The organism is Streptomyces sp. NPDC088915, assembly GCF_044749825.1.
Lineage (GTDB): Bacteria > Actinomycetota > Actinomycetes > Streptomycetales > Streptomycetaceae > Streptomyces.
On the sequence record NZ_JBIVIR010000014.1, the window covers coordinates 137554 to 152002 of the forward strand.

Annotated in this window: 9 protein-coding genes; 5 read left to right on the forward strand and 4 right to left on the reverse strand. The window is 74.6% G+C overall.

The annotated features are described in order from the left end of the window. The first annotated feature begins 302 nt into the window (after positions 1-302). A complete protein-coding gene (locus ACIP5O_RS24825; RefSeq protein WP_401296790.1) occupies positions 303-1601 on the forward strand; it encodes a cytochrome P450 in 1299 nt (432 codons plus the stop codon). After that, positions 1598-2857, forward strand: coding sequence for a cytochrome P450 (locus tag ACIP5O_RS24830; RefSeq protein WP_401296792.1), 1260 nt, complete (start codon positions 1598-1600; stop codon positions 2855-2857). Before ACIP5O_RS24825 ends, ACIP5O_RS24830 begins: the two co-directional genes overlap by 4 nt. Positions 2858-2935: 78 nt before the next feature. Here the strand turns inward: ACIP5O_RS24830 and ACIP5O_RS24835 are convergent, their stop codons facing one another. Beyond that, entirely contained in the window at positions 2936-4969 is a 2034-nt protein-coding gene (locus tag ACIP5O_RS24835) for a PIG-L family deacetylase (protein WP_401296794.1), read from the reverse strand. 537 nt (positions 4970-5506) lie between these two features. Here ACIP5O_RS24835 and ACIP5O_RS24840 point away from each other — a divergent pair. After that, complete coding sequence (locus ACIP5O_RS24840) at positions 5507-8494, forward strand: bifunctional [glutamine synthetase] adenylyltransferase/[glutamine synthetase]-adenylyl-L-tyrosine phosphorylase (RefSeq protein WP_401296796.1); 2988 nt, start codon at positions 5507-5509, stop codon at positions 8492-8494. 50 nt (positions 8495-8544) lie between these two features. On the opposite strand, the gene ACIP5O_RS24845 is transcribed toward ACIP5O_RS24840, so the two are convergent. Then, positions 8545-9153: a TetR/AcrR family transcriptional regulator gene (locus ACIP5O_RS24845; RefSeq protein WP_401296798.1), complete on the reverse strand. Its 609-nt coding sequence runs from the start codon at positions 9151-9153 to the stop codon at positions 8545-8547. A 157-nt stretch (positions 9154-9310) separates the two neighbouring features. Here ACIP5O_RS24845 and ACIP5O_RS24850 point away from each other — a divergent pair, with 157 nt between their 5' ends. Next, positions 9311-10855, forward strand: coding sequence for an APC family permease (locus tag ACIP5O_RS24850; protein ID WP_401296800.1), 1545 nt, complete (start codon positions 9311-9313; stop codon positions 10853-10855). Continuing rightward, complete coding sequence (locus ACIP5O_RS24855) at positions 10765-12336, forward strand: amidohydrolase (RefSeq protein ID WP_401296802.1); 1572 nt, start codon at positions 10765-10767, stop codon at positions 12334-12336. Before ACIP5O_RS24850 ends, ACIP5O_RS24855 begins: the two co-directional genes overlap by 91 nt. A gap of 13 nt (positions 12337-12349) precedes the next feature. On the opposite strand, the gene ACIP5O_RS24860 is transcribed toward ACIP5O_RS24855, so the two are convergent. Together ACIP5O_RS24860 and ACIP5O_RS24865 are read right to left on the reverse strand one after the other, a co-directional pair. Then, a complete protein-coding gene (locus ACIP5O_RS24860; protein WP_401296804.1) occupies positions 12350-13258 on the reverse strand; it encodes a phosphatase PAP2 family protein in 909 nt (302 codons plus the stop codon). Between the two features lie 68 nt (positions 13259-13326). Then, positions 13327-14367, reverse strand: coding sequence for a LacI family DNA-binding transcriptional regulator (locus ACIP5O_RS24865; RefSeq protein ID WP_125665538.1), 1041 nt, complete (start codon positions 14365-14367; stop codon positions 13327-13329). Between the last annotated feature and the right edge of the window lie 82 nt (positions 14368-14449).

Below are 14449 nucleotides of genomic sequence, written 5' to 3' on the forward strand. Positions count from 1 at the left end.
TTCTCGTTCCACTCGGGAGGATCGGGACCCGTCGTCACCGACCTGACGGAAAATCGTCCCTCTCGCCGTCCCGTTCCGGAACCGGGAGCGCGCACAAGGGCGAGAATGCTCCCCCTTGTTCCTTCTTTGTTCCTTCATGTCGCACATCCGATCGTCAACTGCCCCTTCTCTTCCGTCTACTGTGCGGAATTGATCGTGATTGAGGGCTCCTGCGACACACAACCTCCCTATAGTGAGCCAGCGTTGATCACATGAACGCGACACGTGCGGCTGTCGCCACAGGAGTCGGGAGTTCAGGACTCATGACGCATCCCCGCCCCGAGCAGCCGCCCGCCCCGCAGCCGCCCCCCGGGTGCCCCGCCCACGCGGGCACCGCCGTGTCCCTCGACGGCCCCGGGTTCCAGGTCGACCCCCAGGCCCTCTACCGGGCCATGCGGCGCGACCACGGACCCGTCGTCCCCGTCGAACTGCCGGGCGGGGTGCCCGCCTGGCTGGTCGTCGGGTACCGCGAGCTCCACCGGGTCACCAGCGACGGCGAGCTGTTCCCGCGCGACGTGGGCCTGTGGAACCAGTGGCCGCACATCCCCGACGACTGGCCGCTGCTCCCGATGGTCGGACGGCCCCTGCCCTCCATCTACTTCACCGCCGGGGAGGAGCACCGGCGGCACGTCCGGATGGTGGTGCCCGCCCTGGAGGGCGCCGACCCCTTCGAGATCCGCGGGCACTGCGAGCAGCTCGCCGACCGGCTCGTCGACGCCGTCTGCGGCCGGGGCACGGCCGACCTCGTGGCCGACTTCTGCGAGCCCCTCCCCGTCCTCGTCCTCGCCCGCCTCGTCGGCTTCCCCGACGCCGAGGGCGAGGACATCGCCGAGGTGCTGAAGGACCTGGCCGACGGCGGGCCCGGCGCGCACAGCGCCCACCAGCGGTTCGGCGCCCACATGGCGCGCCTGGTCGCCGCCAGGCGGGCCGCGCCCGGCGACGACGTCACCTCCCGCATGCTCGCCTTCCCCGAACCGTTCACCGACGAGGAGTACGCGCTCGACCTGATGGCCGTCACGGCCGCCGGGCACCTCACCACCGCCGACTGGCTCGGCAACTCCCTGCGCCTGATGCTCACCGAGGACGCGTTCGCCGACTCGATGGCCGGCGGCCGGCGCAGCGTCTCCGAGGCCACCACCGAGGTGCTGTGGGAGGACGCCCCCACCCAGATCCTCGCCGGACGCTGGGCCGTACGGGACACCCGGCTCGGCGGGCAGCACATCAGGGCCGGGGACATGTTGCTGCTCGGCCTCGGCGCCGCCAACACCGACCCGCTGATCCGCCAGGGCGCGCGGAACGCGTACGGCGGCAGCGACGCGCGCGGCGGCAGCGGCGCCCACCTGGCCTTCAGCCACGGCGAGTACCGCTGCCCCTTCCCCGCCCAGGAGATCGCCGAGATCATCGTCCGCACCGGCATCGAGGTCCTCCTCGACCGGCTGCCCGACCTCGAACTCGCCGTCCCCGCCGGGGAACTCGTCCGGCGGCCCTCCGCCTTCCTGCGCGGCACCACCTCGCTCCCCGTCCGATTCACCCCCGTTCGTACGACAGGAGACCTCTCGTGACCTGCCCCCATGCCGCCGCAGCACAGGCCGCCGCCCGGAACGGCGGGACCGTCGTCATCGACCCGATGGTCCAGGACCTGGACGGCGAGACGGCGCGGCTGCGCGACGCCGGACCGCTGGCCCGGATCGACCTGCTCGGGGTGCCCGCCCGGGCCGTCACCCGGCACGCCGACGCCCGGCGGCTCCTGGTCGACCCCCGGCTCGTGAAGGACCTCGACGCCTGGGGCCTGTGGCGCAGCGGCGAGGTCACGCACGCGTGGCCGCTCATCGGCATGATCGACGCCGGACGGTCCATGTTCACCGTCGACGGCGCCGAGCACCGCCGCCTGCGGGCCAAGACCTCCCAGGCGCTCACCCCCCGCCGTCTCGAAGCGATACGCCCCGACATCGAGGAGTTCACCGCCGAACTCCTCGACGCGCTGGAGGAGGGCGGGAAGGACGGGGCCGTCGTCGACCTCAAGTCCGTGTTCGCGCAGCCGCTGCCCATGAAGGTCGTCGGCATGCTGATGGGCGTCGACCCCGCCGCGAACGCCATGCTCACCCGGCAGTACAAGAAGTTCTTCTCGATGCTCACCCCGCAGGAGGAGCGCCTCGCCCTCCTCGCCGACCTGGACGTCTTCTACGCCGGTCTCGTCCGCGAGAAGACCGCGCGGCCCACCGACGACCTGACCTCCGCGCTGATCCTGGCCGACGAGGGCGGCGAGCCGCTCACCGAGGAGGAGGTGATCGGCAACCTCAAGGCGATGGTCGCCGCCGGGCACGAGACCACGATCGGGCTCATCCTCAACGCCGTACGGGCCCTGCTCGCCCACCCCGACCAGCTCGGGCTGGTCCTGGACGGGGAGGTCTCCTGGGAGGCCGTCGTCGAGGAGACCCTGCGGTGGGACACCCCCACCACCCACCTCCTCATGCGGTTCGCCACCGAGGACATCGAGGTCGGCGACGACGTCATCGCCGAGGGCGAGGGGGTGGTCATCTCCTACCGGGCGATCGGCCGCGACCCCGAGCAGCACGGCCCCGACGCCGACGCCTTCGACGTCACCCGGCCCGCCCCGATCCGGCACATGACCTTCGGCCACGGCCCGCACATCTGCCCCGGCGCCGCCCTCTCCCGCGTCGAGGCCGGGATCGCGCTGCCCGCCCTCTTCGCCCGCTTCCCCCGGCTGCGGCTCGCGGTGCCGGACGCCGACGTCCGCAAGCTGCCCGTGATGACGCAGAACGACCTGGAGGCGTTCCCCGTCCTCCTCGGCGACTGAACCGGCGACCGACCCGGCGACCGGCCCGGCGACCGGCCCCCGGGGCCCGGGGCCGGAAGATCCCGGGCCCCGGGCCGCTCAGCGTCCCGCCGGCGTCCAGCGCAGACGGCCGTCCAGGCCCATCGCCGCGACCCCGTCCGTGCCCGCGTCCGGCGCCCCCGCGAAGAGGAAACGTTCCAGCGTCCACACCGGCCGCGTCCCCGCCCCGGTCTTCCCCGTGCCCGTCCTGCCGCGCGAGGCCGTCGCCAGGAAGCCGGTGCGGGAGCGGACCGCGAGGAGGCCGTCGCCGCCGCTCACCGGACCGAAGCCCGCGACCCCGGTGCCCGGCAGCTCCGTGAACGGGGAGACCGGGGCCGTACCGGAGAAGTCGGCGCTCCGCAGGTCGCCGGAGGACGGCTTGCGGAACCAGAGCCGCACCCCGTTCCCGTCCGGCGCCGGGGAGGCGCTCAGCGCCAGCGTCGTCGGGGGCAGGCCGGTCGGCGCCGGGCCCGTCAGCGGGCCGCCGGGGTGCTGCTCCGCCCAGGCCAGGACGGTCGTCGGGGTGCTCGCGAAGACGTACCCGCGCCCGCTCGCGTCCGTCGCCGCCACCGGGTCGCCGTGCACCTCCGCGCCGCCCAGGACCCGCCACGGCCCCCAGTCCCCGCCGGCGGGCCGCTCGCGGGCGGTGAGGCGGTGGCGGCTGTCCCGCAGGACCAGGGCCGTCCGGCCGTCGGCGCCCACGGTCACGGCGGGCGCGCTGATGTCCGAGGAGCCGGAGGCGTCGTCCGGCTCGGGGGTGCCGAGGGACCGCCACGGGCCGAAGGCGCCGCCCGGCACCGACTGCACGGTGGTCACCACCTCCCGGTGGTAGTCCGCGAGGACCGTCCGGGTGCCGTAGACCGCGATCCGGCCGTCGGGCAGGGGCACGGAGGTGACGCCGCTGTCCAGGCCGCCGCCGGGCAGCAGCTCCGGTCCCCGCCAGGCGACCGCGTCCGCGGCCTTCCGCCAGGTCGCGAGGCGCCCGTCGAGGACGGAGAAGGCACGCAGGCCGCCGTCCGGCTCCCGCTGCACCCAGGAGGTGGAGGTGCCCCGGGCGTAGCGGACGGTCTGGGTCCAGCCCCGCCCGGCGGGCCGCGCGGCCACCTTCAGGTCGCCGCAGCCCGCGAGGGTCCCGCAGTCCTCGACCCCGTCCAGCCACGCGTACGTCTTCAGGGTCTTCAGCTTCGCGCCCGCCGCCTCGGCGTCGAGGGTGTGGGGCAGGGCGCTGGTCGGGTAGCCGAGGTAGTTCTGCACGCCGACGTGCGGGTGTCCGGGCACCTCCGCGTACCGGGCCAGGGCCTCCTGGACGAACCGGGCGCCGTACAGGTGGTCCTGGTGGTCCCGGTAGGCCCCCGTCCCCGGGTACGTGCCGGGGGACGGGTCCTGCATCCGCACGAAGGTCGGCCGGAAGCGCTCCAGGAGCCCGGTCAGCACCGCGACGACCTGCCCCCTGTTGTACGAGAAGTCGGCGGTGGCCGGGCTGCCGGCGGAGAGCTGGGAACCGAGCTCGGCCACGCGGCCGTGCCAGAGGCCGTTGAGACTGTGCGGACGGTCGTCGCTGATGGAACCGGCCTCGTGCATCTGCAGCCACACCAGCTTGACGTGCGGCTTCGCCCGCAGGGTGTCCAGCTCGGCCCACGCGCCGCCGGCCGTGGGGATCGCGGTCCGCTCCCAGGGGCTGGTCCTGCTGCCGGTCGCCATCTCGGCGTACGCGGCGCGGATGCCGTTCTGCCGGGCCTCGGCGTAGCCCGCCTTGTCGACCGCGGTCCCGGCGGCGTCGTGCGGGCGCGCGTTGACGCCGTCCGACTCGCCCGCCGTGAGGTAGACGGAGGTCAGGGGGCTGCCGGAGTGGAGCGACTGGGATATGTCCGGGTTCATGAAGAACAGGTCGTCGTCCGGGTGCGCGACGAACTGCATCACCGCCGCCGTCCCGCCCGGCGGGACCTTCGCGGGCGCCCGGTCCGACGCGGCCCGCGCGGCCCCTCCCGCCTTCGCGGCCGTCGCCGCGTGCGCCTCCGGCCCCTCGGGCGTGCCCGTCACCGCGAGGGTCCCGGCGAGGGCGCCGCCCACCAGGGCGGCCGTGACCACTGTCACGGCGGTCCCGCGGCGGGACGGGAGGTCGGAACGGCGGGGGCGGCGGAGACGGCGGACGGGCATGGGTCGGCGGCGCACTTTCGGAGAGGTCGGACGGTTCGCGGGGTCGGGGCGGTACGAGGGGCCGGTGTGGCGCAAGGGGGCGGTGTGGTCGGCGGGGGCGGTGTGGCGCAAGGGGGCGGTGTGGTCGGCGGGGGCGGTGTGGCGCAAGGGGGCGGTGTGGTCGGCGGGGGCGGTGTGGCGCAAGGGAGCGGGGCGGTGCGGGTGATCGGGGCGGTGCACGGGATCGGGCGGGCAGGCGAACGGCACCCCGGCGGGCGCCGGGGTGCCGTTCGAACGGACGGACGGGTCTCGCGCTCGGCAAGACGGACTTTCAAGAAATACGGTTCACCGGGCCCGAAAAGCGATCAATGTGGGGGACGTCACGTGTGATCCGCCGCGAACCGAAGGCCTGCACGCCCCCGCCCCCCGCGCCGGATAGGCTCGATCCCCCGGGTTCGCCCCCGGGGCTCGGACGTACTCGGAGGGAGCGGCGGAATGACGGTGCCGGGACGCAGGAGCAGTACGTTCTCACGTCTGGTGCGGCACGGGTTCACCGACCCCTCGGGAGCCGAACGGCTCCTGGACGTGCCCGAGCTGTCCGCGCTGCGCGGCGACTCCGTGCTCCTCGAAGCCCTCGGCGCCACCGCCGACCCCGACCTCGCCCTGCGCGGCCTGGTCCGGCTCGTCGAGGCGCAGCCCGAGGCCGAGCGGCAGACCTTCACCGCCATCCTGCTCTCCGCCAAGCCCTTCCGGGACCGGCTCCTCGGCGTGCTCGGCGCCTCCGAGGCGCTCGGGGACCACCTGGCCCGCCACCCCCGCGACTGGGAGTCCCTCGTCACGTACGAGGCGGCCGACCTGCACCCGGGGGTCGCCGACTTCGAGCGGGGGCTCGCCGAGGCGACCGACCCGGTCGCGCTGCGGGTCGCCTACCGCCGCTGTCTGCTCGCCATAGCGGCCCGCGACGTGTGCGGCACCACCGACGTCGCCCAGGCCGCCGCCGAGCTGGCCGACCTGGCGACGGCGACCCTGCGCGCCGCGCTCGCCATCGCCGAGGCCGCCGCGCCCGCCGACGCCGCCCAGTGCCGGCTCGCGGTGATCGCGATGGGCAAGTGCGGCGGCCACGAGCTGAACTACGTCTCCGACGTCGACGTGATCTTCGTCGGGGAGCCGGCCGAGGGCGCCGACGAGGGCAAGGCGATCCAGGCGGCGATCCGGCTCGCCTCCCACCTGATGCGGATCTGCTCCGAGACCACCGTCGAGGGCACCATCTGGCCGGTCGACGCCAACCTGCGCCCGGAGGGCCGCAACGGCCCCCTCGTCCGCACCCTCTCCTCCCACCTCGCCTACTACCAGCGCTGGGCGAAGACCTGGGAGTTCCAGGCGCTGCTCAAGGCGCGCGCGGTCGCGGGCGACCCGGAGCTCGGCTCCCGGTACATCGAGGCCGTCTCCCCGCTCGTCTGGCAGGCCGCCGAGCGCGAGAACTTCGTCCCCGACGTGCAGCGGATGCGCCGCCGGGTCGTCGACAACATCCCGGCCGCCCAGATCGAGCGCGAGCTGAAGCTCGGCCCCGGGGGCCTGCGGGACGTCGAGTTCGCCGTCCAGCTCCTCCAGCTCGTGCACGGCCGCAGCGACGCCACCCTGCACAGCGGCGCCACCCTCGACGCGCTCGCGGCCCTCGCCGCCGGCGGCTACGTCGGCCGGGCCGACGCGGCCCAGCTCGACGAGGCGTACCGCTTCCTGCGGGCCATGGAGCACCGCATCCAGCTCTACCGGCTGCGCCGCACCCACCTCGTCCCCGAGGACGAGACCGACCTGCGCCGCCTGGCCCGCTCCCTCGGCCTGCGCACCGACCCGGTCGCCTCGCTCACCAGGGAGTGGCGGCGGCACGCGGCCGTCGTCCGCCGGCTGCACGAGAAGATCTTCTACCGCCCGCTGCTCGACGCCGTCGCCCAGCTCGCCCCCGGCGAGACCCGGCTCAGCCCCAAGGCGGCCGGGCAGCGGCTCGAAGCCCTGGGGTACGCGGACCCCGCCGCCGCCCTGCGCCACCTGGAGGCGCTGTCCTCCGGGGTGAGCCGGAAGGCCGCGATCCAGCGGACCCTGCTGCCCGTGCTGCTCGGCTGGTTCGCGGACTCGGCCGACCCGGACGCCGGACTCCTCGGCTTCCGCAAGGTCTCCGACGCCCTCGGCAAGACCCCCTGGTACCTGCGTCTGCTGCGCGACGAGGGGGCCGCCGCCGAGAACCTCGCCCGGGTGCTCTCGGCCGGGCGGCTCGCCCCCGACCTGCTGCTCCGCGCCCCCGAGGCGGTCGCGATCCTCGGCGACCCGGAGGGCCTCAAACCCCGCGACCGGGGCCACCTGGAGCAGGAGGTCCTGGCGGCGGTCAGGCGCGCGGACGACGCCGAGCAGGCGGTCGCGGCGGCGCGCGGGGTGCGCCGCCGGGAGCTGTTCCGCACCGCCGCGGCCGACCTCATCGGCTCGTACGGCACGGAGGACAGCCCCCGCGAGCCCGACCCGGGCGCGCTCGTCGACCGGGTGGGGGAGGCCGTCACCGACCTCAACGCGGCCACGATCGCGGGCGCGCTGCGGGCCGCCGTGCGCGCCGAGTGGGGCGAGCGGCTGCCGACCCGGTTCGCGGTCATCGGCATGGGCCGCTTCGGCGGCCACGAGGTGGGATACGGCTCCGACGCCGACGTCCTCTTCGTGCACGAGCCGCGCGAGGGCGTCGACGAGCAGGAGGCCGCCCGGGCCGCGAACCGGGTGGTCACCGAGATGCGCCGGCTCCTCCAAGTGCCCACCGCCGACCCGCCGTTGCTGATCGACGCGGACCTCAGGCCGGAGGGCAAGAGCGGTCCCATGGTCCGCACCCTGAAGTCGTACGGGGCCTACTACCGCCGCTGGTCGCTCGTCTGGGAGAGCCAGGCGCTGCTGCGCGCCGAGCACGTGGCGGGCGACGCCGACCTGGGCGAGCGGTTCATCGAGCTCGTCGACCCGCTGCGCTACCCGGCCGAGGGGCTCGGCGAGGACGCGGTCCGCGAGATCCGCCGCCTCAAGGCCCGGATGGAGTCCGAGCGGCTGCCGCGCGGCGCCGACCCGACGCTCCACGCCAAGCTGGGACGCGGCGGCCTGAGCGACGTCGAGTGGACGGTCCAGCTGCTCCAGATGCGGCACGGCTGGGCCGAGCCGGGGCTGCGCACGACCCGTACCCGCGAGGCGCTGGCCGCCGCCCACGCGGCCGGGCTCATCCCCACCGAGGAGGCGCAGACCCTGGACGAGGCGTGGGTCCTCGCCACCCGCGTCCGCAACGCGGTGATGCTGGTGCGCGGCCGCCCCGGCGACACCTTCCCCTCCGAGCCGCGCGAACTCGCGGCGGTGGCGCGGTACCTGGGGTACGAGTCGGGGCACGTCGGCGAGATGGTCGACGACTACCGGCGGATCACCCGCCGGGCCCGCGCGGTCGTCGAGGAGCTGTTCTACGGGGCGTGACGCCTCCGGCGATGGCGTGACGCCTCCGGCGGTGGCGGTGCGCGGAGGTCCTACGGCGCGTCGAGCAGCGTCCTCACGTGGGCGAGGTATCCCGCGAGCGCCAGCTCGAACGCCTGGTTCGCGCGGCCCTCCGGGACCGCGCCCAGGGCGCGGGCCAGACGGGGGGTGGCGGTCTCGTCGGCGAGCTCCCACATCGACTCGGGGGCGGCCAGGTCGAGGGCCGAGCCCAGGACGAGGTTCTCCAGGGCGATGATCACGGGCATGACGTCGGGCAGGGCGAAGCCCGCGTCGAGCAGCCGGCCGACGGCCTTCTCGTACTGGGCGAGGACCTTCGGGGCGCGCACCGGTGAGGTCATGAGGAGCGGGATCGCGCGCGGATGGGCGGCGAAGGCGGCCCGGTAGGAGCGGGCCCAGGCGACGAGGGCCGCGTCCCAGGGCTCCAGGCCGAGGGTCCCGCCGTCGATCCCGGCGGCCACCCGTTCGCGGAGCAGCTCCACGATCCCGTCCCGCCCGTCGACGTGGTGGTAGACGGAGGCCGTCTGCACCCCGAGCCGCTTCGCGATCTGCGGGACGCTGAACTCGCCCTGCTCGTCGACGACTTCGAGCGCCGTGGTGGCGATGCGCTCCCGGTCGAGGAGGGGTCTGCGCGGCCGGCCCATGGGGCGTCACTTCCTGTCCGGGTTCCCGTCGGATTCCCGCCGGGTCTTCCCGAACGGTCGGGGACGAGGCTACATTGCGCAAACCGAAAGCCTTTAGGTTTACGTCCGGCCGGACATCCGACACCCCTGCCCCGCCACCGGAAGGCCCTCCCCAGCCATGTCCGCACCCGCCCCCGACGCGCCCCCGGGACTGAGGACCGGCACCCTCACCACCGCCGACATCTCGTTCTTCGTCGTCTCCGCCGCCGCCCCCCTCACCGTCATGGCCGGCGTCGCCCCCGTCGCCATCCTGCTCGGCGGCGTCGGCGCCCCCGTCGGCTACCTCCTGGCCGGCCTCACCCTCACCGTCTTCGCCGTCGGCTTCACCACCATGAGCCGCCACGTCCGCAGCGCCGGCGCCTTCTACGCGTACATCGCGCGCGGCCTCGGCACCCCGATCGGCATCGCCGCCGCCCTCGTCGCCATGCTCGGCTACAACGGCATGGAGATCGGCGTGTACGGGCTCCTCGGCTCCGCCACCTCGGACACCGCCGCCGCCCTCGGCCACGACGTCCCCTGGCTGCCCGTCTCCCTCGCCGGCCTGCTCCTCGTCTGGTACGGCGGCCACCGCTCGATCGACTTCGGCGCCAAGGTCCTCGGCGTCCTCCTCGTCGCCGAGACCGGCGTCCTCGTCCTCCTCGCCGGCGGCGTCCTGCTCGACGGCGGGGCCCACGGCCTCTCCCTCGGCGGCCTCGCCCCCGCCCACGTCCTCACCGGCGGCACCGCCGCCGTCCTGGCCTTCGCCTTCGCCGCCTTCACCGGCTTCGAGTCCACCGTCATCTACCGGCGCGAGGCCCGGGACCCCGCCCGCACGATCCCCCGCGCCACCTACCTCGCGGTCGCCTTCCTCGGCCTCTTCTACGCCTTCGTCGTGTGGACCGTCATCCAGGCCTTCGGCGAGGACGAGGTCGTCCGGGCCGCCGCCGACGACCCCGGCGGCCTCTTCTTCGCCGCCATCACCACCTACGTCGGGTCCTGGGCCGCCGACCTGATGCACGTCCTCATCGTCACCAGCGTCCTGGCCTCCCTGCTCGCCTTCCACAACGCCATCAACCGCTACACCCTCTCCCTCGCCGAGGAGGGCGTCCTGCCGAAGGCCCTCGGCAGGATCCACCCCCGCCACCGCTCCCCGTACGTCGCCGGGGCCGCCCAGACCGCGCTCGGCGCGCTCGTGGTCCTCGCCTTCGCGCTCGCCGGCGCCGACCCGTACCAGCAGCTCCTGCTCTGGGTGAACACCCCCGGGATGCTGGGCCTGATGGTGCTCCAGCTGCTCGCCGCGCTCGCCGTGCCGTTCTTCTTCCGCCGGATCCGGCACGACGAGGGCGTCCTGCGCACGGTCGTCGCCCCCGTCACCGCCTTCGTCCTGCTCGCCGGGGCGATCGCCCTCGTCGCCGGGCACGTCGACCTCTTCACCGGGGCCTCGCCCGCCGTCAACACGGTCCTGCTCTCCGTCACCCCCGCCGTCTTCCTCCTCGGGCTCCTCCTCGCACACCGGCTGCGCCGCACCCGCCCCGAGGTCTACGCCCGATTCGCCGCCGAACCGTCCACCGGAACAGAAGGAGCAGAACCCCCGTGTCCGCACCCGACCTCGTCCTCGTCAACGCCCGCGTCCGCGACCCCGGACCGACCGGCCACACCGCTGTCGCCGTCCGCGACGGACTGATCACCGCCCTCGGCACCGACGCCGAGGCCCGCACCTGGACCGGACCCGGCACCGAGACCGTCGACCTGGCCGGCGCCACCCTCACCCCCGGTCTCACCGACGCCCACAGCCACCCCGTCTGGGGCCTGGAGATGTTCACCGGCACCGACCTCTCGGCCGTCACCGACCTCGAAGGGCTGCGGGCCGCGCTCCGGGCCGCCGAGCGCCGCGACGGCTGGGTCCTCGGCTTCGGCCTCGACCACAACGCCTTCGGCGGCCGGCCCGTCCACCGCGACCTGATCGAGGACGCCCTCGACGGCGCCCCCGCCCACCTGCGCCTCTACGACGGCCACTCCGCCCTCGTGAACGGGACCGCCCTGAAGGCCGCCGGGATCGACGGGCCCCGGACCTTCGCCCAGCACTCCGAGATCGTCTGCGGCCCCGACGGGACCCCCACCGGGCACTTGGTCGAGCACGCCGCCATGGACCTGATGACCCCGGTCCTGCCCGCCCTGCCGTACGCCGAGCGCCGCGACCGGCTCGTCGCCCTGCTCACCGGCATGGCCGCCACCGGACTCGCCTCCGCCCACGTCATGGACCTCGGCGGACACGACGTCCCCGGCCTCCTCGCCGCCCTGGAGGAGGACGGCGACCTGCCGCTGCGGCTGCGCCTCGCGCCCTGGTGCATGCCCGGCGCCACCCCCGAGGAGCTCGACGCCTTCGTACGGCTCCAGGAGCGGGCCGGCCGGCTGTGGCGGATCGGCGGGGTGAAGTTCTTCATGGACGGCACCGTCGAGGGCGGCACCGCCTGGCTGGAGCACGCCGACTGCCACGGCCGGGGCACCGAGGCCTTCTGGCCCGACCCGGCCGCGTACTCCGCAGCCGTGGCCCACCTGCACCGGGCCGGGGTCGGCACCGCCACCCACGCCATCGGCGACGCGGCCGTCCGGCACGTCCTCGACACCGTCGAAGGGCTCGGCGCGGGCGGCCCCCGGCACCGGATCGAGCACATCGAGACCGTCCCCGACGACCAGCTCGGGCGCTTCGCCGCGCTCGGCGTCGTCGCCTCGATGCAGCCCCCGCACACCGCGTACACCCGCGCCGACCACACCGACGAGTGGTCCGTACGCCTGGGGGAGGAGCGGGCCGGGCGCGCCTGGCGCTGCCGCGACCTGCGGGACGCCGGGGCGCACCTCGCGCTCGGCTCGGACTGGCCGATCGCCCACTACGACGCCCGGCAGGTCCTCGCCACCGCCCGCGCCCCGCGCGGCGCGGCCTCGGCCCGGCACGGGCTCACGGGCCTCATGGCCCTGGAGGGGATGACCACGCACGCGGCGTTCGCGGCGGGGGAGGAGGCGGTCGCGGGCCGGATCGCCCCGGGCTTCCGGGCCGACCTCGCCGCCTTCGCCGTGGACCCGGTGGAGGCCCCGGCGGACGAGACCGCCGAGGCCCCGGTCCGGCTCACCGTCGCGGGCGGCCGGATCACGCACCGGGGGGACTGAGAAAGGAGACCGGCTAGCGGCGGGAGTCGACCGGCCGGACCGGCTCGCCCTCGCGGTCCGCCTCCGGGAGCGGACCGCCGTGGGCGACCACGCCCACCGGCTCCACCGGCTCGACCAGCTTCGGCAGCCGGTGGGGCCGCGAGCCGTACCAGAAGTACGAGACGGCGAAGCCGAAGGACAGGCAGGCCATGCCGCCGACCGCGTCCAGCCAGAAGTGGTTCGCGGTGGCCACGATCACCACGAGGGTCGCCGTCGGGTAGAGCAGGCCCAGGATCCGCGCCCAGGGCGCCTTCGCGAGCAGGAAGACCGTGATCCCGCACCAGAGCGACCAGCCGATGTGCATCGACGGCATCGCCGCGTACTGGTTCGACACGTGCTTGAGGTTCCCCGAGGCCATCGAGCCCCAGGTGTGGTGGACCAGGACCGTGTCCACGAAGTCCTGGCCGTTCATCAGCCGGGGCGGCGCGAGCGGGTACAGGTAGTAGCCGACCAGGGCCACGCCGGTGGTGGCGAACAGGACCGTGCGGAACGCCGCGTAACGGCCCGGCTGCCACCGGTACAGCCACACGAGCACACCGATGGTCACGACGAAGTGCAGCGTCGCGTAGTAGTAGTTCATCGTCACGATCAGCCACGTCACCGAGTTCACGGCGTGGTTGACGGTGTGCTCGAAGGCGAGCCCGAGGGACTCCTCGGCCCGCCAGATCCAGTCGGCGTTCCGCAGCGCCTGGGCCTTCTGCTCCGGCACCGCGTTGCGGACGAGCGAGTACGTCCAGTAGCTCACCGCGATGAGCAGGATCTCGAACCAGATCGTGGGGCGCCGGGGCACGCGCGTGCGCAGCCGCGACAGCCTGCCGTCGGCCGCGATGGGTGACGACGGGGTCGTCCGGTTGTCCACACGCTTCACGGTCGTTTCACCCATGGGGAGAGAGTCTGCCAGATGGCCGCCCCCGACCGATCATCCCAAGGTCGGGTCCCGCGCGCACCCGGTCAGCCCTGGGAAGGAGGCCTGACGGCGGACGGTGCGGAGGCGGTGGAACCCCTGACCACCAGCTCGGGCATGAAGACGAACTCGGAGTGCGGGGCCGGGGTGCCCCCCACCTCTTCGAGCAGCGCGCGGACCGCGGCCTGCCCCATCGCCTGCACCGGCTGCCGGATGGTGGTCAGCGGCGGATCGGTGAACGCTATGAGGGGGGAGTCGTCGAAGCCGACGACGGAGACGTCCTTCGGCACGTCGAGCCCCTGCTGCCGGGCCGCCCGGATCGCGCCGAGCGCCATCATGTCGCTCGCGCAGACGACCGCCGTGCAGCCCTCGGCGATCAGCGCGCCCGCCGCCGCCTGGCCGCCCTCCAGGGTGTAGAGGGAGTGCCGGATCAGCTCCTCGGACTCCTCGGGGGAGAGGCCGAGCCGCTCCTCCATGCCCTTCTGGAAGCCCTCTATCTTGCGCAGCACCGGCACGAACCGCTTCGGCCCGACGGCCAGCCCGATCCGGGTGTGCCCGAGCGCGGCCAGGTGGGTCACCGCGAGCCGCATCGCCGCCCGGTCGTCGGGCGACACGAAGGGCGCCTGCACCCGGGGCGAGAAGCCGTTGAGGAGGACGTACGGGACGCCCTTGCCGCGCAGCCGGTCGTAGCGGGTGGTGTCGGCCGTGGTGTCGGCGTGCAGCCCGGAGACGAAGATGATGCCGGCGACGCCGCGCTCCACCAGCATGTCGGTGAGCTCGTCCTCGGTGGACCCGCCGGGGGTCTGGGTGGCGAGGACCGGCGTGTACCCCTGCCGGGTCAGGGCCTGCCCGATGACCTGCGCCAGGGCGGGGAAGATCGGGTTGTCCAGCTCGGGGGTGATGAGGCCGACGAGCCCCGCGCTGCGCTGGCGCAGGCGCACGGGCCGCTCGTAGCCGAGCACGTCGAGCGCGGCGAGGACGGATTCGCGGGTGGCGGTGGCCACGCCGGGCTTTCCGTTGAGCACGCGGCTGACTGTGGCCTCACTGACCCCTGCCTGGGCTGCGATGTCGGAGAGCCGCGCGGTCATGGGAGTGGACTGTACCGGTCACGGGGCGTATTGCCCACCGCCCCGGCGCACCCCGTCCGCGGTGGCCGGGAGTCGTCCTTCT